General features: G+C 47.3%; 19 protein-coding genes. 8 read left to right on the plus strand and 11 right to left on the minus strand.

What is annotated here, in order from left to right:
* Positions 1 to 27: 27 nt before the first annotated feature.
* Together E0D71_RS00140 and E0D71_RS17525 are read left to right on the plus strand one after the other, a co-directional pair.
* Positions 28 to 555 carry an Mpo1-like protein gene (locus tag E0D71_RS00140; RefSeq protein WP_133001282.1) on the plus strand — a complete coding sequence of 176 codons (528 nt, stop codon included), beginning with the start codon at positions 28 to 30 and terminating at the stop codon, positions 553 to 555.
* A gap of 86 nt (positions 556 to 641) precedes the next feature.
* Positions 642 to 776 (plus strand): hypothetical protein, encoded by a 135-nt coding sequence (locus E0D71_RS17525; protein WP_279433424.1) that lies wholly within the window; start codon positions 642 to 644, stop codon positions 774 to 776.
* Positions 777 to 888: 112 nt separating this feature from the next.
* Here the strand turns inward: E0D71_RS17525 and E0D71_RS00145 are convergent, their stop codons facing one another.
* Positions 889 to 1,509, minus strand: a complete 621-nt coding sequence (locus E0D71_RS00145; RefSeq protein WP_133001283.1) for a methylamine utilization protein — start codon at positions 1,507 to 1,509, stop codon at positions 889 to 891.
* Between the two features lie 104 nt (positions 1,510 to 1,613).
* Between E0D71_RS00145 and E0D71_RS00150 the strand changes: the two genes are divergently transcribed.
* Positions 1,614 to 2,348: an AraC family transcriptional regulator gene (locus tag E0D71_RS00150; protein ID WP_133001284.1), complete on the plus strand. Its 735-nt coding sequence runs from the start codon at positions 1,614 to 1,616 to the stop codon at positions 2,346 to 2,348.
* Here the strand turns inward: E0D71_RS00150 and E0D71_RS00155 are convergent.
* From E0D71_RS00155 to E0D71_RS00180, 6 genes are all read right to left on the minus strand, one after another.
* Positions 2,335 to 3,393: an ABC transporter substrate-binding protein gene (locus E0D71_RS00155; RefSeq protein WP_133001285.1), complete on the minus strand. Its 1,059-nt coding sequence runs from the start codon at positions 3,391 to 3,393 to the stop codon at positions 2,335 to 2,337. The two genes, E0D71_RS00150 and E0D71_RS00155, sit on opposite strands and share 14 nt — an antisense overlap.
* Positions 3,390 to 4,859, minus strand: coding sequence for a sensor histidine kinase (locus E0D71_RS00160; RefSeq protein ID WP_133001286.1), 1,470 nt, complete (start codon positions 4,857 to 4,859; stop codon positions 3,390 to 3,392). The genes E0D71_RS00155 and E0D71_RS00160 overlap by 4 nt, the downstream gene beginning before the upstream one ends.
* Positions 4,822 to 5,505 carry a response regulator transcription factor gene (locus E0D71_RS00165; protein ID WP_133001287.1) on the minus strand — a complete coding sequence of 228 codons (684 nt, stop codon included), beginning with the start codon at positions 5,503 to 5,505 and terminating at the stop codon, positions 4,822 to 4,824. Before E0D71_RS00165 ends, E0D71_RS00160 begins: the two co-directional genes overlap by 38 nt.
* Before the next feature lie 121 nt (positions 5,506 to 5,626).
* On the minus strand, positions 5,627 to 7,147 hold the full coding sequence (locus E0D71_RS00170) for a tripartite tricarboxylate transporter permease (RefSeq protein ID WP_133001288.1): 1,521 nt from the start codon (positions 7,145 to 7,147) through the stop codon (positions 5,627 to 5,629).
* 2 nt (positions 7,148 to 7,149) lie between these two features.
* Positions 7,150 to 7,590, minus strand: coding sequence for a tripartite tricarboxylate transporter TctB family protein (locus E0D71_RS00175; protein ID WP_133001289.1), 441 nt, complete (start codon positions 7,588 to 7,590; stop codon positions 7,150 to 7,152).
* 85 nt (positions 7,591 to 7,675) lie between these two features.
* Positions 7,676 to 8,668 (minus strand): tripartite tricarboxylate transporter substrate-binding protein, encoded by a 993-nt coding sequence (locus E0D71_RS00180; RefSeq protein WP_133001290.1) that lies wholly within the window; start codon positions 8,666 to 8,668, stop codon positions 7,676 to 7,678.
* Positions 8,669 to 9,056: 388 nt separating this feature from the next.
* Here E0D71_RS00180 and E0D71_RS00185 point away from each other — a divergent pair, with 388 nt between their 5' ends.
* Positions 9,057 to 9,986 (plus strand): EamA family transporter, encoded by a 930-nt coding sequence (locus E0D71_RS00185; protein ID WP_133001291.1) that lies wholly within the window; start codon positions 9,057 to 9,059, stop codon positions 9,984 to 9,986.
* A gap of 87 nt (positions 9,987 to 10,073) precedes the next feature.
* On the opposite strand, the gene E0D71_RS00190 is transcribed toward E0D71_RS00185, so the two are convergent.
* Entirely contained in the window at positions 10,074 to 11,306 is a 1,233-nt protein-coding gene (locus E0D71_RS00190; protein WP_133001292.1) for an alanine--glyoxylate aminotransferase family protein, read from the minus strand.
* 326 nt (positions 11,307 to 11,632) lie between these two features.
* On the opposite strand from E0D71_RS00190, the gene E0D71_RS00195 reads away from it, so the two are divergent.
* Positions 11,633 to 12,061, plus strand: a complete 429-nt coding sequence (locus E0D71_RS00195) for a DUF3010 family protein (RefSeq protein WP_133001293.1) — start codon at positions 11,633 to 11,635, stop codon at positions 12,059 to 12,061.
* Positions 12,062 to 12,267: 206 nt separating this feature from the next.
* On the opposite strand, the gene E0D71_RS00200 is transcribed toward E0D71_RS00195, so the two are convergent.
* Complete coding sequence (locus tag E0D71_RS00200) at positions 12,268 to 13,158, minus strand: DMT family transporter (protein WP_207923299.1); 891 nt, start codon at positions 13,156 to 13,158, stop codon at positions 12,268 to 12,270.
* A 246-nt stretch (positions 13,159 to 13,404) separates the two neighbouring features.
* On the opposite strand from E0D71_RS00200, the gene E0D71_RS00205 reads away from it, so the two are divergent.
* The 3 genes from E0D71_RS00205 (at position 13,405) to E0D71_RS00215 (ending at position 17,455) form a co-directional block, all read left to right on the plus strand.
* Complete coding sequence (locus tag E0D71_RS00205; protein WP_133001294.1) at positions 13,405 to 14,226, plus strand: HAD-IIB family hydrolase; 822 nt, start codon at positions 13,405 to 13,407, stop codon at positions 14,224 to 14,226.
* Positions 14,227 to 14,351: 125 nt separating this feature from the next.
* Positions 14,352 to 15,578 carry a glycosyl transferase gene (locus E0D71_RS00210; protein WP_133001295.1) on the plus strand — a complete coding sequence of 409 codons (1,227 nt, stop codon included), beginning with the start codon at positions 14,352 to 14,354 and terminating at the stop codon, positions 15,576 to 15,578.
* 110 nt (positions 15,579 to 15,688) lie between these two features.
* Complete coding sequence (locus tag E0D71_RS00215) at positions 15,689 to 17,455, plus strand: alpha-amylase family glycosyl hydrolase (protein WP_133001296.1); 1,767 nt, start codon at positions 15,689 to 15,691, stop codon at positions 17,453 to 17,455.
* A gap of 60 nt (positions 17,456 to 17,515) precedes the next feature.
* Here the strand turns inward: E0D71_RS00215 and E0D71_RS00220 are convergent, their stop codons facing one another.
* The gene (locus E0D71_RS00220) at positions 17,516 to 17,845 is read right to left on the minus strand and encodes a multidrug efflux SMR transporter (protein WP_133001297.1); all 330 of its coding nucleotides are present in this window, start codon (positions 17,843 to 17,845) and stop codon (positions 17,516 to 17,518) included.
* Between the two features lie 30 nt (positions 17,846 to 17,875).
* Positions 17,876 to 19,717, minus strand: a complete 1,842-nt coding sequence (locus E0D71_RS00225) for an ABC transporter ATP-binding protein (RefSeq protein ID WP_133001298.1) — start codon at positions 19,715 to 19,717, stop codon at positions 17,876 to 17,878.
* Positions 19,718 to 19,767: the final 50 nt, after the last annotated feature.

The following is a 19,767-nucleotide window of genomic DNA, read 5'->3' on the forward strand; positions in this document are numbered from 1 at the left end:
CGGCAATAATAAAAACAAGGACACTCAATGAAAACCATGCTCGAACACCTATCTCAATATGCTTTTTACCATCAAGACAAACGCAATGTGGCGACGCACTTTATCGGCATTCCCATGATAGTGGTGGGCATCACAGCTTTGCTGGCACGCCCTCATTTCTCCCTCTTTGATCTCGACTTCACTCCCGCCATACTGATCGCGATCGCCAGTGGCGTCTTCTATATCAAGCTCGACCTTGTCATTGGCATTATGATGTCGCTGTTACTCGCCTTGTCCGTCTGGATAGCGAACGCGCTCGCGGCACAAAGTACGCAAACATGGCTCATCGCGGCGATTGGCTTATTTGTAGTGGGCTGGGTCTTTCAATTTATTGGGCATTATTTTGAAGGCAAGAAACCCGCGTTTGTAGACGACATTACCGGGCTCATTATTGGGCCATTGTTTGTCTTTGTGGAGTGTCTTTTTGTACTGGGACTAAAGCGAGAATGGGAAGAGAAAATCGATATTTTCTGCCGTAAAAAGAACAGAGAAAACGCCCTGTCAGTCACCCATTGAAGACAAGCGCAAAGCCCATTGTACAATGGGCTGCCAAGGGTCTATTCTGTTGGCTCTGCTCAAACATCAAACAGAAGGATTTTATGATGAAAAAAATGCTCGCGGTGTTCTTTGTCGCCCTGCTGACTACGGCTTCGTTTTCCGCATTAGCGTGCCCAAAAGGAGAGCATCCTCACGGTGGAACAGGGTCTCACCACAAAGGTGGCTACTGCTCCTATTAAGCCACCGTTTATCACGTAAAAAAGCGACTCTGTGTCGCTTTTTTACGTGATAAACGACCTTACTGATTAAAAGGTCGTTTTACTTGGCGTTTTTTAACAACACAACGCGAACTTAGAGTGTATTCGCAAGCCCACTAGCATGGTCATGAGTATTGATGGCAACGGACGGCAGCAGATCCAACACTACAATTTGCTCTTGCTCCCCTTCTGCGATCAGGGTTTTCTTGGCATGCAATGTAGAGGCAAGGTTCTCATCCCAGATGGTGATTTCGTCTCCCGCTTTGGCCGGCAATGTCGCTCTGCCTTGTTCGTCTGTTTTGACCGCGAAATGGTTATCCGCCACGTAGATATAACCAATCATGTCATCGTGAATATTACAACCAAGCACCACTAAGCCCGCTTTATCAAACAAGAGTGGCGCCGTTGCGTTGCCTTTGTAGAGCTTAATTTCAAACGCTTTTGGCTTAGAAAAGCTGTAAACGTGATGACGAATCTCATCGCTATTAGGAAAACTCACGCTCTGCCCTTTTTGAACCACCAAAACACGAGGGCTAAACTGGCCATATACCTGATCCATAATCGCCAAATCTGCCGGTGTGTTCACCTTGAGGCCGGGCACACTAATCACCGCATTGGGCACGGGATTATTTTGTTTATCCACCACTTGGATGGTCATATCCGCCCAAACATTTTGCACGGTGAACGCCACTAGCATCATCAAAAAACGCGTCATTATTGTCTCCATTCTGTCACTGATTTCTCTTTAATTGTTTCGTCCTTCGCATGCTATACTCGATGGCATTACGAGGTTCGTTAGAGGGTACTGTCCAGAGAATTATGCGTGACTCTATAGAAATTATTACCTACAAAGAAACAGCCCACTCACATGTGCATCATCACACCCAGATTGTCTTACCACTACAGGGTAGCTTATTTCTTGAGGTAGAAAATTCACAACGCCTTGTGCAGGCGGGACAGGCCTGTTTGATCTCTTCCGATTACGCCCATACTCACTTGGCAAAAGGTGATAATCGCTGTTTGATTATCAACAACTTAGCCTGCTGGAATAAAGACATCAGCAGCACAGATACGTTCATTACTTTATCGCCTCAAGCGCAAGCCTATTTGCCCTTTTTGTCGTCTTTAGCCCAGCACCAAACCAGCCAACAAACACAAGCCAACGCGTTGCAACTCATTGAGTGTTTACTGCCAATCCCACAAGAAACGATTTACCAAGGAGACCAGCGAATAACGCTCGCGAAGCAATACCTTGATGCCAATTTTCAAACCCCTTGCTCAATCAATGAACTCGCTCAGCACGTTCACCTAAGCCACAGTCAATTGACGATTTTGTTCAAACGACACCTTGGCCTAACGCCTAAGCAATACCTTTTAAAGCGTCGCCTTACGCAAGCCCAACACCTATTAGAAACCTCCAACAAAGGGCTAGAAGACATTGCTCTGGCCGTTGGTTTTCATGATGCGAGCGCCCTTAGTCGTCTCTTTACGAAGCAACTTGGCCGCTCCCCAGGGCAATACCGAGAGGCCGCTCGTGCCGCTATTTGTCGTTGATCTCTAACGCCACTTCCCAGCTTTTAATAAAGCGGCGCTGTTTCGCATAATCTCGCCCCACTAACAACTGCTGATCTAACTCAATCGCTCGCTTAGGCCCCGTTGCTTCCACAACATAAGGGGTAATCACTGGGGTGACATCAGGACGAATAGGAAACAACAAGGCTTTCGTTTGCATCATACCCTGTACTTCGTCTGACAATAAAAAGTCTAAAAACAGACCCGCGTCTTCAACATTAGCGGCTTTTTTAGGAATCAAGGCCACCCGCCTTATCATCAAGGTGTAATCCTTAGGCAAGATCATTTCAAGGCGCGAATCCACTCGCGCCCGTTGCGACGCATAGGACCCCAGCAAGTTGTAGCCAACGACCAATTTTCCGCTCGCCACGTCGTCAATGATTTGATGGGTGCAGCAATAGGTTTGCAGTTTATGGCTCCCAAATGCTTCAATTAAACGCCCCCATGTTGCGTCCGCTTGGCGAGCATCTTGGCTGGCCAGCAAATACCCCACCCCACTTTTACGAATATCGTACGTGCCGATTCTTCCCGTCATCTGCTTTTCATATTGGCGGATCGCACGCAACAAATCTTGTCGGTCTTCCGGCAGTTTTCCAGGGAACTGGTCTTTATTCACCAGCATCACCACAGGCTCTAACGAAAAAGCAAACACCTGACTACGCCATTTAGCGTCACTGGGCAGTTGCTCTGTCGCCTGTGAACGGTAAGTCTGAACGTATCCGTCATTGACCAATTTTAGCTGTAAGTCCATGGCGCTGCTGATGACCAGACTCGCACTGGGGTGATCTTTTTCTTGTATGGTTTTTTGATAAAGCTCTAACGTGTTCACATCCAGATACGACACCCGCACATCAGGATGTAAAGCCACAAAACGCTCTAGCAAGGGAGCAAAAGAGGCCAAATCCAAAGAAGAATTAATCCGCAAAGTGCGCGTAGCCTTCAGGTCACCAAACCAAACAGGCGCCGCCATGCTAAGCGTTGACCACAAGATGCTCAGGGCACTGAAAAGCACCAATAACGTCTTCATTCGGTAACCCCCATTTGAAATTTCGCGATATCAATTTGGAACGTGGTGCCTTTTGGCTGAGTATTCAAAATACGAATGCGCGCGCTGTGGTGGTCCACTATGTCTTTGACCATCGCTAAGCCAACACCACTGCCGGCTATGTCGTAACGACCACGATAAAAACGCTCAAATACCCGCTCCTTCTCAGCCTCAGGAATCCCTTCACCATGATCGATCACTTGCACCTGATAATAAGCAGCAAACTCGGCGATGGTCACCACCACTTCTGCCGCTTGTTGCTCCCCCTGATTGCTGTAGCGCACGGCATTTTCGATTAGGTTCTGCATCATTTGCTGCAGCGCAAACGCATCCCCCAACACCATGGCGTGTTCCAGCTCTGTGTCTAAAGAAAGGTGCACCCCTTGGTGCAAGGCCGTCACGGCCTGCTCCCGACACGATGCAGCAATCGGTAACAGCAGGTCTATCGGTTCTCGGTAACGGGTTTGCATACGGTGCGACACCACCGCCTGATTCAGCAGTAAGGTCACGGTCTGGCTCAAGGCATCGCACTGATTAACAATGTCTTCTAAAGCTTGGTATTGGCGTTCTGGTGACGTCTGATCGCGGGCGTTTTCAGCTAAGGCGCGCAACCCAGCGAGTGGCGTCCGTAATTGATGGGCGGCGTCTGCCGTGTAATGTTCAAGCTGCTCTAAGTTGTCTTGAAGGCGTGACATAAAGTGATTGATCGCCACTTTCAAATGGTGCGTTTCTTTGGGGGTTTTTATATCCAGCGGCGTTAAATCCCCAGGCGAACGCTCCTCCAAGACTCGCTCTATGCGCTGTAAAGGACGCAAAACTAAATGACTCCCGATGACAATCAAAGCAATCGCCACCAAGGCAATCATCAATACAATATCGACCGCACGCTGCGTCACCGCAGAAGCAAGCTCTTCCCGTGACAAACGTGTTTGGCCCAAAATAATACGCACTGTGCCAGTGGCGTCCGGTTCCGTTAAATGCCGCTCTAAAAAGGCAAAACGCACCATTTCGCCAGAATATTCGCGATTAAAAAATTGTATTTTATCGTAGGTGGTTTTTTGCGGCGGAGTCATGTCTAAGTCTTTATAGCCTGTAATAAAGCCTTGGGCAGAGCTTTCTACTTTGTAGAACACCTTATCTTCATTGGCTTGCGCTAACGTGGCAAAAGCGGACCAAGGAATATCGATACTCACTTCATCGTTGATCAGACCAACGTTTTCGTCCATTTGCAGCAGAGCACTGCGCAACAAGCGATCATAGGACAAATCCGCTAGGCGGCGGCTGTAATCAAACACAAAATTGATCGACAAGGCCGCAATAATACTGATGACCAAACAACCAATGCCGATCAGACGAAAGCGTAACGAAGGCGCTCGTTTTAGCGCCTCTCGCTCTTCGTCAAGGCTGCCTTCAGTGGCTCTTGGGTGCTGTAGCGATTTCAGCCACATAACCAATTCCTCTTAGGGTACTGATCACAAGGTCGCCCTGAGACAGTTTTTTACGCAAGCGGCCCACATACAGCTCAATCGCATTGGCGCTGGGGGTTTCGTCGAAATTAAACAAATGGTCGGTAATTTCATCTTTGCTGAGCACACGCCCCAAATGACCTAGAAAAATCTCTAACAGACGAAATTCTCGGTTCGTGACCGCCGTCAATTCGCCGTTCACAAACACCTGACGACTGTCGCGGTTAACCGTAATATTGCCATGTTCGCTGACGTTCGCTGCATAACCTTGCTTACGACGCAGTAAGGCTCGGCAGCGAGCTTCTAACTCACCAAAATCAAACGGCTTGGTCAAATAGTCATCCGCGCCTTCGTCTAACAAGCGAATCCGATCGTCGATCTGGTCGCGAGCCGTTAAAATCAACACTGGCGTTGCGTCGTCTCTCTGGCGAAGCTTTTGCAACAACTGCAAACCCGATAGGCCTGGCAGGTTTAGATCCAACAAAATCAGATCGAATGTTTGATACTTGAGCAAGTCATCGGCGCGTTTGCCATCGTCAATTAAATCGACACCATGTCCTAAACTGGCCAAACGCTCACAAATGGCCTGCCCTAACACTTGAGTGTCTTCCACCACCAAAATTCGCATACACATGATTACCAAAGCTAATGAGTCGGTCTCAAATTAATAAATGCACAATAAGCAAAAAGTTCGAGCTGCAAACACAGCCCGAACTTTTTAAAACACCTTTTACTTAGTATTACAGGTGTTAAACGTCTTTAACAGAGTCTTTTGATCTGCGCATTTTCGCACGAATAATCGGCCCCACAATCAGTGGAAGAATCAAACCAAGAATAGCAACCGTCCATAGACCAATGCTTAATCCGCTATTGAACAACACACTCCAATCGCCATCAGAAAGCACCAAGGCATGACGCAAGCTTTTCTCCATTTCAGGCCCAAGCAACAGACCTAGAATCACTGGCACCAATGGAATACCGACTTTACGTAAGATATAACCCATCACACCAAACGCCACCATGAAGTACAAATCGGTTGGGCTATGGCTAACAGAATAAATACCCACAGAAGCGATCAAGGTCACCACTGGCATCAAGTATTTAGGCGGTACGCTCAACAACTTCACAAAGATGCCGACCATTGGAATGTTAAGCAACAACAAGACTACGTTACCCACAAACATGGCCGCGATCACACCCCAAACAAGATCAGGGTTATGAGTGAACAACATAGGACCTGGGGAAATGTTCAACGATATCAACATGGCCAATAGCACTGCTGTGGTACCACTGCCTGGTACACCCAGAGTCAACATAGGCACCAAGGCACCCGACGCAGCACCGTTGTTGCCAGATTCTGGCGCCGCCACACCACGTGGATCCCCTTTACCGAACTCCCCTTTGTCAGAGATTTTCTTCTCTAATGAGTAGCTGATAAACGAACCCAATGACGCTCCGGCTCCTGGTAAAACACCAGCAATAAAACCTAAAATACCACCACGAATTGAGGTTGGTAACACATTGATAATGTCTCTTGCCGTTAACTTAAGCTTATTAATAGCCACTTGTTTTAGCCCATCTCCCGCATGACGCTCAAGGAAGAAGAACAACTCACTAATGGCAAACAAACCTACGATCGCGATAATGAAATCCACCCCTTCAAACAGCTCAAGTGTGTTGAAGGTATAACGCTGCACACCAGTGGAAATATCAATACCCACTGTCGAAATCATCAGACCAATGGCCGCGGCCGTGATCGTTTTAAATTGATTCTTACCAGTCACGCCGCCCAATGTGGCAAACGCCAACACAAACAGAGCGAAGTATTCAGAAGGACCAAATTTCAATGCAAATTTAGATAAGATAGGCGCTAAGATCACCAAACCGATCGTAGCGATAAAGCTACCAATAAAAGACGCAATAGCAGAAATCGCAAGCGCCTCGGCGGCCTTTCCTTTTAACGCCATCGGATAACCATCCAGACACGTCATCATCGCTGGCTCATCACCAGGAATGTTCAGCAGGATAGAAGAAATACGACCGCCATACATGGCACCTGCGTAAACAGAGGTCAGCAAAATCAACGACGAAGTAGGAGACAATCCTAAACTAAAGGCCAGCGGTATTAAAATCGCCACCCCATTAGCAGGGCCAAGGCCCGGTAACGCACCAATTAATGTACCTAAGATGGCACCAATAACGGCGAACATGATGCTTTCAGGGGTCAATGCCACCGCAAAGCCATGCATCAATAAACTCATTGTTTCCATGACTATAGCTCCAACAGACCAAGAGGCAGTGCAAGTTCTAGCACATTGTTAAACAAGAAGAAGATAACCAAAGACGCAATCACGCCTGTCATCAAACTCTTAGCAAAGCTTGCTCCCATGCGCCAGCTTAAAAAGCTAACCACAAACGTAGAAGCAGGAATGAATCCGATCGGCTCAATCGCCCAAGCGAAGAACAAAATAGACAGCACAACGACGACTAATTCGATCAACATCGGCAGCGGTGACCATTTTTCATCTGGATCGGGTTTTACCATCATATAGACTGAGCTAATCGCCAAAATCACCGACAATAAAATAGGAAAAGTTTCTGGGCCGACACTTTCTTGTCCGCCAAATGGAATTGGAAATTGTGTTGCTTCCCAACCGTAAGCTACGGCGAGAACCAGCATCAGCATGCCAAACACACGGTCATTAATGCGCATGTCTCTGCTCCGAATTAGTTAAAACGTATAGAGGGAAAATCGTAAGATAATATAGGGGGAGAAAGCTCCCCCTACCGATCGAGGCTTACTTCATCAGACCAATGTCTTTAGAAAGTAGTTTGATGTTTAGGGTTTGCTCATTGACGAATTTAGTCAGATCTTCACCAGATTTATGGAATGGCATTAAACCATTTTTCTCCATTACTTTTTTCCATTCAGGTGTTTTGTACAATTCGTCTAGTGTGTTTACCCACCAATCGTAAGACGCTTTACTTGCCTTACCTGGTACGTAAAAACCACGCCAGTTCGGCGCAACAGAGCTGATGCCTTGTTCCATGGCCGTCGGGATAGTATCAAATGGTGCTGGTAAGCGTTTTTCAGACAAAACCGCTAACACACGAATGTCACCAGATTGCATGAAACCTCGGATTTCGGAAATGTCACCCGTGAAGGCATCAACATGACCACCGACCACTTGAACCAAGGCTTCTGAACCGCCACCGTATGCTAGGTAACGGATTTTAGGAAGGTTACCAACGTGAGCTTCTTTTGCCGTCATCAGTACTTTCAAATGATCCCAGCCACCAGACGCACTACCACCGGCGAATTTCACCGCAGAAGGGTCTTTTTTAAGGGCATTCATCATTTGAGTTAATGTGGTGTATTTGGAGTCTTTAGCCACTGCGATCACACCGTAATCCGCACCTAAAGTGCCAACCCAGCGAACTTGATCGGTGCTCATACCAGGGTATTGGCCTTGAGCAAGACGAGTTGTTGTTGCAGTACTTGCCGCAACAATAAGGTTTTCATCAGTATCACGTTTACTCACTGTATGAGCAAAAGCCACACCGCCACCGGCACCGCCCATGTTAATGGTTTGCACGTTGCCTTTAATGTAACCTTGGTCAACCAACACTTTACCGACACTACGACAGGTGAAATCCCAGCCACCACCAGGTGATGCTGGTGCAATACAATCGGCACTGCGCGCTGGCTCAAAAGCATACGCTTGGCTGGCCGCGGTCAATGCAACGACGCTTGACAGAAGTACCGTCTTTAGAGACATTTTTTTCAACATAGCTTTCTCCAGTTTGTTATTTTTTTATTAGAGATTCTGATGAGTCACAAATTTCAAGATTCGCATACTCGATACTGCAGCGGAAACATTACCTGTTTAAACTGTCACCATCCTGTCATTTATAACTTTTCCAGCTTAATTGTGTAAACATTATTAACAATAAGACTTATTGATTGACGATTTCAACCACTAAAAGAAGCAAGAGCAAGCATCATGCTTTAAAAACAGCGCGCTTGAATTGGCTCACACCGTCCGCCCTATTCAAAGTGGAACACAAGCTGCGCGGATTTATGACAAGCACCTTCACGGATTTATGACAATGCCAGAAAACACAATAACCGGTAGGCTAATACACTCAATTAATCTCGATTCGTAAAGGAAAATAGTCATGTCGTCTGCAACCCCACGCGCCACTCTCGTTGGCTCCATCGCCATTCTTCTTTGGAGCACACTGGCGCTCTTTACGACTCAAGCCAATGCAGTGCCACCCTTGCTGCTGCTCACGCTGACTTTTGGCGTGGCCAGCCTACTGTTTTTTATTGTGTATCTCTTTAAGGGGGAATTACGACGCTCGTGGAAACAAACGCCCACCAGCGCCATGCTAATGGGCGGATTAGGGTTTTTCTTCTACCACTTTTGCTATTTTTACGCGTTTCAACACGCGCCACCGGTCGAAGCGGGGTTAATCGCGTATTTATGGCCGCTGCTGATCGTGCTATTAGCAGGCACAACCAGCGGCAACAAGCTATTATGGACCCACTTGGTTGGTGCCATTCTTGCGTTTATTGGTACTGGCATTATGCTGCAATCTCGTGCTCAAGACTCTCAAATAACAGGCAGCGTTCTGGGCTATGGGGCGGCCTTCGCGTGCGCCATTATTTGGTCTGGTTATTCGGTCAGCAACCGCCGTTTTGCGCACGTGCCATCAAGCTCAGTGCTTTGGTATTGCCTGATTACAACGTTATTAGCTGGGCTTTCCCATCTCACATTGGAGCCCACTCAATGGTCTTTTTCTGCCAGCACTTGGGTCGCGATCATCGGCCTTGGTTTTGGCCCTGTGGGCATCGCTTTCTTCTGTTGGGACATGGGCGTAAAACGCGGCAACCTTTCTCTTTTAGGGGTTTTATCTTACACCGCACCGGCCCTGTCTACCGCTTGGCTTGGCCTCTTTACCGAGGAAGTATTGTCCCAAGGGCAAATCATCGCTTGCTTAATGATTACCGCTGGCGCCTTGTTTGCCAGCCTAATGCCAACAAAAAAACGACACCGTCTAACAAGCGCCACTCCAGCACAGAGAAGCAACATCAATAACCCATAATCTGGGCAAAAAAAAGGCGCTTCATCGAAGCGCCTTTCATTAAATAACCTGTGGTTTATGCAACCTGCTCTTTACGCTACGTGCTATTTATGCAACGTGGTATAACGTCCGTGGCACACTCTGCAAGTAAGATTCCATTTCCGCCATACCGTTAGGCTGGTCAACTTTCACGCCTAAATCCCGCATGGTGCTGCCAAAGGCATGCAAAGTACGGAACAAGTTATGCTCACGACACTGTTCGCCCATTTGACCAATACGCACAATCGGCTGCCCAAATGAACCGGCGATTTCCACTCGGTACACATCGGAAATATGGCGACAAATATCACCCGCGGTTAAGCCTTCAGGAATTTTAATCCCAACCACAGAGTTCAAACGCGATTCAGACGGAATAAACAGCTCCAGACCCATTGCCTCGACCCCAGACTGAAGCGCCTTAGAGCAACGCAAATGGCGAGCAAAACGTTGCTCTAATGTTTCATCACACACCAATTTTAGCGCTTCATGCAAGGCCATAATGCCAGACACAGGCGCGGTGTAATGGTAACCATCTTTATGCCAAAAATTTTCCGCCAGTTGAGCATCGAAACACCACTGAGCCACAGGCTGAGTCCGGCTTTTTACGCTGGCCCATGCTTCATCAGAAAACACCAATAAAGACACACCAGGAATAGAAGACAAGCCTTTTTGACCACCGGTGATCACCACATCGATCTGCCATTCATCCATTTTGAGTGGCATGGTGCTCAAGGTACAAACCGCGTCCACCACCACAAGGCAACCATAGGATTTGGCGATTTTAGCGATTTCTTCCAGTGAATGGTTAAACACCGTATTGGAGGTTTCACCTTGCACCAAGGTAACCACTTTAGGGCGTACTTTTTCAATCGCTTTTCGCACCAACTCTGGATCAGCAGCTTCGAGTACAGGCACATGCAATTCATGAACATCTGCCCCTATGCGTGTTGCCATTTCTGCCATGCGATGACTGAAGAAACCATTGTTGATACACAAAATGGTCTCGCCTTGCTGCATCAAGTTAGATACGGCCATCTCCATCGCGGCCGATGCCGGTCCCGCTACGCCCAACACCCACTTAGATTGGGTTTGGAATACGTACCTGGCCATTGCCTTTACCTGGTGGATCACTTGCGCCATGACCCCTCCCAAATGGTTAATGACAACAGAGTTGGCCTTAGCCACACACTCAGGAATCGGAACAGGTCCCGCGCCCATCATTAATAATGGTTCACGAGGAAGAATTTCATCTAACGATTTCACCTGGGGACGAGAAATACCCATTGGCGATGGAGCAGTCATGATGTACAGCCTATGTTAAAAAATTACAGTGGGTGAGCTATTTTGGAAAAACTAAAAGCACATTTTTTACACTTTCCCAGCATAAAATATCGTGATTTTAGTTTTTTCGAAATAATATATTGAAATAGTACAATATTCTTATATAAAAAAAGAGACAGGCAAACGAAAACAGTGCGATATTCCAGTTAGCCTACCTTTTCCCCTAGATCTGACGTGTAGCGCCTTGAGCAAGCAGTGTTTTTTACTCTGACCCTCGCGTTTTTTACTCCACGTATTTCATCAATCTATGCGATAATTCAACAAATTCCCTATGACAGGAACAAGTTATGAATACTTGTGGTATCGAAATCAAAGGCAGCGAAGTCATTCTTTGCCTGCTATCTAAACAAGACGGCCTTTTTCAAATTGCCGATTGCCGCCAAGTGCGTCACACCTTAAGCAACTCAAACGACAGTGAAAGCGTGCGTAAATTTCAATTTATGCTTAAGAAACTGTTTGAGGATTACAAAGTCTCCCGCGTGATCATTCGCGAACGCCCTACCAAGGGGAAATTTGCTGGCGGTGCGGTCGGATTCAAAATCGAAGCCTGTATTCAGCTGATCGACACCGTCGATGTTGAGCTATTAACTGGCGTCAAAGTAAAAGAAGTTGTAAAAGACAATCCTTTCCCAGTGCCTTTTAAATCAACGGGCCTTAAAGCGTTCCAAGAAGGCGCTTTTACCGTTGCTTACGCTGCGCTTTGCGAAGATCAGTAACCAGAAGCCAATACAGAAGACCAAAAACAGAAGACCAAAAAAAGAGAAGCGCCCCATCGCTTCTCTTTTTTTTAGATCAACAAACGCGGCCACCCCGCGCTCAAAAACACCTTCAAACCACGCCCGTTAAAAGACAATTCTGATGCAGAATACGCGTCTAAATTGGCGCAAAAACAAAAGAACGCACAATAAAGGTGCGCATGATTCTATTTTCTCTTACCAATCAAGACGATCAACACACCGCCTAATACCGCGGCCGACGCTAGAATCAAGTGCAAGGTAACGGCTTCATTCGCAAATATGACGCCACCCAAGGTTGCCAGTATTGGCACCAAAAGTTGTAAAACGGCCGCCACAGACGCACTCATGTGCGCCAACACCGCATACCAGATGGCGTAACCCATGCCAGACATAAGCGCACCAGAAGCGACCGCCAACCAAAACCCTTTTAACGTGATGTCCAACTGAAAGCCGACAAAAACCAGTGCTATCAATAACAGTGGCAAGGTTCGAATAAAGTTAGAGGTTGTTGCAAACAACGCCTTGCTGACTTTTTTGCCATGCCAGGTATAAATTCCCCAAGCCATACCGGCAAATGCCATTAGCACAAAGCCGACCGCAGACGGTGTGGAGAGCGTCGGCAACACCAAATACACAAAGCCAGAAAAGGCCACCGCGAGCCCCAGCCATTCTAGCCATTTCATGCGATGCCCGTTTATAAAAGACAATAAAATCAAGGTGATCTGCACAGCCCCAAACAAAATGAGCGCACCAACCCCTGTGGCCAATGACACATAGGCGTAGGAAAAACCCAACGCGTAAATAAACAGCGCCGTTGCCGAGGACCAGCTACCAGATTGCCACACTTGTTTGAGTCGAGATGGGGCCTCTGCCGTGTCACGATTGTCCCGATAAAGCAGGCATAAAATCAGCAGCATTAAGGCACCACTTACCAGTCTAACCAAGGTAAAAGAGGTTGGATCAATCAATCCCCCAGAGTCATCTTGCACCAATGCCAGACGGCATAAAATAGAGTTTGCCGCGAAGGCGACTAACGCCAAAAAAGTAGAAAAAGTCAGTTTTAAATTCATTGTCATACGTTTGTTCAATTAAAGCGTTAGTGTAAAAGCAGGAGCTCAAGAAGGAACTCTGATGAGAGCGTACTTTCACTGACTGGCACCAGTTTTGCAAGATCAGTGAATAATCTTTCACCGGATAGTTTGAGTGAAACAGCAACGAACAATAGACCCTGTAAGTTGCACCGCTAATTAGGAGGTACAAGATCATTTAACCGTCGCGAAGCATACCATCGCCTTTTGCGCCTTTGAATAGATCCCACACTGATGACTCGTCTTTTAGTATTTTCAGATCTTGATGGCACCTTACTTGACCATCACACTTACAGTTTTCAGCCTGCGTTACAGGCTTTTCAAGCGCTCAAGACTTTTACTATCCCTTGTATTTTAAACACCAGCAAAACCTACGCTGAACTCACCCAATTACGAAACGAACTTAATCATCAAGACCCATTTATCGTTGAGAACGGGGCCGCCGTTTATATTCCCAAGCACCTTGGATTACCTGTCGATGCGTCAATGGAAGATCATGGAGACTATTGGCTTAAATCCTTCGGCCCAAAGCGCCAAACCCTGATCGACTTAATCAGCGAATACAAAACACACTACCGTTTTCAAAGTTTCTGCGACATGCAGACGCAAAACATCGTCGATTTAACCGGACTCTCCGAAGCCAATGCGCAACTCGCCATGCAGCGGGAATTCACCGAGCCCATGGTCTGGCAAGATTCGAACATTGCCCTCAACACTCTCAAACAAGCCCTTGAGCCACAAGGTGTTCAACTTCAAAAAGGCGGACGCTTTATTCATTTAATGGGCATCGACTGCGACAAAGCCCGCGCCATGTTGTGGCTAAGTGCCCGTTACGAGACCCATTTCCAAGAAGCGGTTACCACCATGGCTTTAGGGGACGGTGACAATGACGTTGGCATGCTCAGCAAAGCGGATATTCCAGTGGTGATTCGCTCCCCTGTCCACGCGCCACCGGAAGTGCCCTATCGCCATGACGCTTGGTTAACCGATGGCTATGGCCCCGAAGGCTGGGCGCAAGCCATTGATAAGGTACTGATAAAACAAGGCATTCTGTAGGTAAGCTGGCGTATTTCAGCGAAAAAACAAAGACAGGACAGTAACGATTTTAGACATAACCGACTTAAGACAACAATAACGACGCTTGTGTCCCACAGCGGCACAACGACATTAGGAGAAATATTATGGGCGATTTTTACCAAAACGGCATTATCACCACATTGCACAATTTAGCGCACCGTCCACTTGAAGAAATGGAGAAAGAATTGTGCGAGTTTGCTAAAACTCGACCTATGTCCCTTATTTTGCCTTGCTTGTATTCTGAATTAGAAACCGATGCGATGCCAAACATTATTGAGCATCTTAAAAAAGTCACTTATTTAGAAGAAATCATCATTGGGCTAGACCGTGCGACCGAAGAGCAATACCGTCACGCATTGGAGTTTTTCAGTGTGTTGCCGCAAAAGCACAAGGTGTTATGGAATGATGGCCCGCGCCTACGCGCCATTGATAGCGTGTTAAAAGGTGAGCACCTTTCACCGAGCGCCCCGGGCAAAGGTCGCAACGTTTGGTTCTGTATGGGCTACAACTTGGCCGCTGGTAAAGCAGAATCCATCGCCATGCACGACTGTGACATAGTCACTTACGATAGAGAGTTACTGGCACGATTAATTTACCCCGTCGCCAACCCAAGATTTAACTATGAGTTTTGTAAAGGCTTCTATGCGCGTACGGCCAACGGCAAGATGAATGGTCGTGTCAGCCGTTTGTTAGTAACACCTTTACTTTATTCCTTGAAAAAAGTCTTCGGCAATCTAGAGTATTTAGATTACCTCGACAGCTACCGCTACCCGTTAGCGGGCGAGTTCTCTTTTCGACGCGATGTGATGACAGACATTCGCATTCCAAGCGATTGGGGGCTAGAGATTGGCGTGTTAAGTGAAATGCAGCGCAACTATTCAAACAATCGCTTATGCCAAGTCGACATTGCCGACGTTTACGACCATAAACACCAAGAGCTGTCCGCAGAAAACGACGATGGTGGGCTATCCAAAATGTCCATCGACATCACCAAAGCCATTTTCCGAAAATTGGCGACCAACGGCATTATTTTCAACCAAGAGACCTTCAGAACCATCAAAGCCACCTACTACCGAGTCGCCTTGGATTTCATTGAAACATACCGTAATGACGCTGAAATTAATGGCCTGAGATTGGATGTCCATTTGGAAGAACAAGCGGTTGAATTGTTCGCTGGCAACATCATGAAAGCGGGCGAAATGTACCTTGCTAACCCGATGGAAGCGCCGTTTATTCCTAGCTGGAACCGTGTTGTGAGCGCTTTTCCTGGCGTGATGAAACAGCTGGCGGTCGCGGTTGAACAAGACATGAATGAATTTGGCCCACAATAACGGTCTATTTACGACGTCGATCTCTTAACAAGGTCGACGATTTACTAAAGCCACAGCCCATTAAAAATGGGCTGTGGGACTCTTTTCAAAAAAAGTACAGGTAGGTTGTCATGGAAAACATTGCCCCATCGCATTTAGAACAACGGCTAATGAGCCATTTGCAAACGCTGTATCCCAATGTCGACGCCAGCGAACTTGCTCGCACCTGCCTCAACACCTTCAATCTGGACCCAAAAACGGAGTCGCCGCGACCGCACCGTAATTTATGGGACCAATCTGACATCATGCTCATCACCTACGCGGACACCTTACGTTCTGAAGGAGAAGCGCCGTTAGAAACCTTGCAAAAGTTTGTCAAAAGCAAGTTGGCTGACAGCATTTCTGCGGTGCATTTATTGCCCTTTTTCCCCTACAGTTCAGACGATGGTTTTAGCGTGATGGATTACACCACGGTGAACCCAGCATCAGGGCGCTGGCAGCATATTTCCAACATTGCTAAAGACTTTAAAGTGATGGGCGATCTGGTGATTAACCATTGTTCAAGTCGCAGCATGTGGTTTGAAAACTACAAAGCAGGGGTTGATCCAGGCGCTTCGTTTTTTTACGAAGCCGATCCTAATGCCGATTTAAGCGCGGTAGTCCGCCCCAGAACCTCCCCTTTGTTACGAGAAGTACAAACCAAAAATGGCGAAAAACACGTCTGGTGTACCTTTAGTCATGACCAAGTTGATTTGAATTTTGAAAATCCGGATGTGTTATTGGAGTTTCTGCGCATCATTCGCTTATACCTCGAAAAAGGCATTCGCTGGTTTCGTCTCGATGCGGTGGCTTTTCTTTGGAAAATTCCCGGCACGCCTAGCATCAATTTGCCACAGACCCACGAAATGATTCGCTTACTGCGCCTTATGATCGAACATTATGCGCCGGATTCCGTGATCATCACTGAAACCAATATTCCGAACCAAGAAAATCTTACCTATTTTGGCAACGCCAACGAAGCGCACCTTATTTACAACTTTTCTTTGCCGCCATTGCTCATCAACAGCCTGATCACAGGCAATTGTACGCATTTAAAACAATGGCTTATGTCTATGCCGCCTGCACAACAAGGCACCACGTACCTGAATTTCATCGCGTCTCACGACGGCATTGGATTGCGCCCTACTGAAGGACTTCTGTCTGAATGGGAGCTAGATACTCTGATCAACACCATGAAACGCTTTGGCGGTCGCCTCAGCTCGCGCACCACACCACAAGGTGATGCCAAGCCGTATGAAATCAACATCAGCTTGTGGAACGCGTTGGCCGGTTCGGTACAGCAAGGGCCGGATCAGTGGCAATTTGCGCGTTTTATGTGTGCAGCCGGTGTGATGATGGCATTGGAAGGGGTTCCGGCGTTTTACATTCACAGCTTCTTTGCCACCGAAAACGACAACGAGCGAGTAGACAATACTGGCCAATTTCGTTCTATTAATCGTCATATTTGGAAAATGGACGATCTAGAACACGTGTTAAACACACCAACCCACCATCAAAAAGTGTTTCAAGGGATATCACGCTTAACACAAATTCGCCGAGCGCAAACCGCCTTCCACCCCAACGCCACGCAATATATATTGCACATGGGAGACAATTTGTTCGCTTTTTGGCGCCAAAGTTTGGATCGTCGACAAAGCCTGTTTGCGGTCTACAACATGACCGATCAGCCACAAAACTTTAACCTGTCTGAGCTTAATTTAATTGCCACAGACGATTGGACTGACTTGGTCACCGATCAAGTCTATGAAGACCATCTGGCTAAGGTGACCCTAATGCCTTATCAATTTTTGTGGTTGGCCAATAAGAAAGGCAAGGTCAAAGTGACCCAAGCGGAATAAAACAAAAAAACACGGCCGGTGCCGTGTTTTTTTTCGCCTGCTGTGACCTATGGCTAATAGCTAATGGCTAACGGTTTTTGAAAACACATTAATCACCACCACACCGGCGACAATCATCGACATGCCCAGCCAAGCCGCCAAGTCCAGTTTCTCGTTGGCAAACCAGTAACCAAACAGAGAAATCAACACAACGCCTAAGCCAGACCAAATGGCATAGGTTATGCCCGTTGGCATGGAGCGCATGACGATGGTCAGCAGGTACAAAGACACCGCATAACCAATCACTGCAACACAACTCGGCGCCAAACGAGAAAAGGAGTCTGACGCCTTCAATGCGGTGGTCGCGAACACTTCACACAAAATCGCCAAACATAAGATCAAATACGTCATGCCACTCTCTCGCTGTAAACTAAAGTCTCGTTATAGACTGATGTCTTCGGCTAAAAATCCGCCTGTTTGATGGGCCCACAGTTTGGCATAAATACCGCCTTGCTGAATCAGCTCATCGTGAGTGCCTTGTTCTGCAATAACGCCTTTATCCAGTACGATCAAACGGTCCATCGCCGCAATCGTCGACAATCGGTGCGCGATCGCAATCACGGTTTTGCCTTCCATTAGACGATACAAACTTTCTTGAATGGCCGCTTCAACTTCGGAATCAAGCGCCGACGTGGCCTCGTCTAAAATAAGCAAGGGGGCGTCTTTTAGTAGTACACGAGCGATGGCAATGCGCTGGCGCTGACCACCCGATAATTTAATCCCCCGCTCCCCTACCATGGCATCGTATCCTCTGTTGCCATAAGGGTCTGTCAGAGTTTGAATAAACTCATGGGCTTCGGCTTTCTTCGCTGCGGCGATCATGTCTTCTTCGCTGGCATCGGGACGCCCATAAAGTAAATTGTCGCGTACCGTGCGGTGCAACAAGGAAGTATCTTGAGTCACCATTCCTATATTCGCGCGCAAGGTGTCTTGTTGAACTTGGCTGATGTCTTGACCGTCGATCAAAATACGACCCGATTCGATGTCATGAAAACGCATCAACAAATTAACAATCGTCGATTTACCCGCCCCAGAGCGACCTACCACACCGATTTTCTCGCCCGCCTTGATGGCCAAGCTCAGGTTTTCAATCACTTTACTGTCTTGTCGGCCATAGTGAAAATGCACTTGTTCAAAGCGAATATCGCCTTGCTTCACTGTTAATGGTTGAGCGCCTTTTTTATCCTGAATTTGCAGTGGTTTGGAAAGTGTTTTCATGCCATCCGTCACCATACCAATGTTTTCAAACAAGGCACTGACTTCCCACATGATCCACTGCGCCATGCCATTTACACGCAACGACAAACTCACCGCTATGGCAATCGCCCCCACGCTAATCTGCCCGTAGGTCCACAACAAAATGGCGACCCCAGCCACACTAAACGCCAGCAAATAGTTACACACTTGAACGCCAACATTGAGCCCAGTCACCAAACGCATTTGTTGGTGTACCGTTTTTAAAAAGCCATCCATGCCTTCTTTGGCGTAACTGGCTTCACGCTGAGTGTGAGAAAACAGCTTTACCGTGGAAACGTTAGTGTAACTGTCCACAATGCGGCCTGTCATGGTGGAGCGAGCGTCGGCCTGCTTGGTGGACACACGCTTCAACTTTGGTACGAAATAAAATTGCAGGGCGATGTAAATGCCCAACCACACCAACATTGGCAGCATCAATCGATAGTCGGCTTTAGCAATCAGCACCAACATGGAAGCAAAATAGACGACGATATAAACCAACACATCCAGCAGCTTCATCACGCTTTCGCGCACAGCCAATGAGGTTTGCATCACTTTGGTGGCAACGCGACCCGCAAAATCGTCTTGGAAAAACGTGACACTTTGCTTGAGAACATAGCGGTGCGCCAACCAGCGAATGCGCATTGGGTAATTGCCCAACAAGGTTTGATGAATAATGGCGGAGTGTAAAAATGTGACCAAAGGCATCACTAACAATACGATTAATGCCATGCCAAGTAAGCGTCCGCCTTCTTCTGATAAAAAGGTCGTAGGGTCTTTTGTCACCAACCAATCCACCAGCTGACCCATAAAACTGAATAGGGTCACTTCCAGCATGGCAATCAAAGCGGTCAGCAATGACATCAGAATTAAAGGGACTTCAACGCCTTTTGAATAGTATCGGCAAAACGCATACAGCGTATTGGGCGCCTGCGCTGGCTCAGTCGTAGGATAAGCCTCTATCCAGCGTTCGAAAAACCGTAACATAACATTCCTTAGTAATCAGAAAATCGTCTACAAACCTTTATATCAAGGGC

Origin of the sequence: Marinomonas sp. KMM3893 (assembly GCF_004352855.1) — a bacterium.
GTDB classification, from domain to species: domain Bacteria; phylum Pseudomonadota; class Gammaproteobacteria; order Pseudomonadales; family Marinomonadaceae; genus Marinomonas; species Marinomonas arenicola.

Excerpts from the sequence above, each read along its gene's own strand:
- E0D71_RS00220 (WP_133001297.1), bottom strand. The coding sequence starts at position 17,845 with ATGACGTATTTGATCTTATGTTTGGCGATTTTGTGTGAAGTGTTCGCG.
- E0D71_RS00180 (WP_133001290.1), bottom strand. The coding sequence starts at position 8,668 with ATGTTGAAAAAAATGTCTCTAAAGACGGTACTTCTGTCAAGCGTCGTT.
- E0D71_RS00145 (WP_133001283.1), bottom strand. The coding sequence starts at position 1,509 with ATGACGCGTTTTTTGATGATGCTAGTGGCGTTCACCGTGCAAAATGTT.
- E0D71_RS00210 (WP_133001295.1), top strand. The coding sequence starts at position 14,352 with ATGGGCGATTTTTACCAAAACGGCATTATCACCACATTGCACAATTTA.
- E0D71_RS00205 (WP_133001294.1), top strand. The coding sequence starts at position 13,405 with ATGACTCGTCTTTTAGTATTTTCAGATCTTGATGGCACCTTACTTGAC.
- E0D71_RS00195 (WP_133001293.1), top strand. The coding sequence starts at position 11,633 with ATGAATACTTGTGGTATCGAAATCAAAGGCAGCGAAGTCATTCTTTGC.
- E0D71_RS00215 (WP_133001296.1), top strand. The coding sequence starts at position 15,689 with ATGGAAAACATTGCCCCATCGCATTTAGAACAACGGCTAATGAGCCAT.
- E0D71_RS00170 (WP_133001288.1), bottom strand. The coding sequence starts at position 7,147 with ATGGAAACAATGAGTTTATTGATGCATGGCTTTGCGGTGGCATTGACC.
- E0D71_RS17525 (WP_279433424.1), top strand. The coding sequence starts at position 642 with ATGAAAAAAATGCTCGCGGTGTTCTTTGTCGCCCTGCTGACTACGGCT.
- E0D71_RS00140 (WP_133001282.1), top strand. The coding sequence starts at position 28 with ATGAAAACCATGCTCGAACACCTATCTCAATATGCTTTTTACCATCAA.
- E0D71_RS00155 (WP_133001285.1), bottom strand. The coding sequence starts at position 3,393 with ATGAAGACGTTATTGGTGCTTTTCAGTGCCCTGAGCATCTTGTGGTCA.
- E0D71_RS00165 (WP_133001287.1), bottom strand. The coding sequence starts at position 5,505 with ATGCGAATTTTGGTGGTGGAAGACACTCAAGTGTTAGGGCAGGCCATT.
- E0D71_RS00225 (WP_133001298.1), bottom strand. The coding sequence starts at position 19,717 with ATGTTACGGTTTTTCGAACGCTGGATAGAGGCTTATCCTACGACTGAG.
- E0D71_RS00190 (WP_133001292.1), bottom strand. The coding sequence starts at position 11,306 with ATGACTGCTCCATCGCCAATGGGTATTTCTCGTCCCCAGGTGAAATCG.
- E0D71_RS00185 (WP_133001291.1), top strand. The coding sequence starts at position 9,057 with ATGTCGTCTGCAACCCCACGCGCCACTCTCGTTGGCTCCATCGCCATT.
- E0D71_RS00175 (WP_133001289.1), bottom strand. The coding sequence starts at position 7,590 with ATGCGCATTAATGACCGTGTGTTTGGCATGCTGATGCTGGTTCTCGCC.
- E0D71_RS00160 (WP_133001286.1), bottom strand. The coding sequence starts at position 4,859 with ATGTGGCTGAAATCGCTACAGCACCCAAGAGCCACTGAAGGCAGCCTT.
- E0D71_RS00200 (WP_207923299.1), bottom strand. The coding sequence starts at position 13,158 with ATGACAATGAATTTAAAACTGACTTTTTCTACTTTTTTGGCGTTAGTC.
- E0D71_RS00150 (WP_133001284.1), top strand. The coding sequence starts at position 1,614 with ATGCGTGACTCTATAGAAATTATTACCTACAAAGAAACAGCCCACTCA.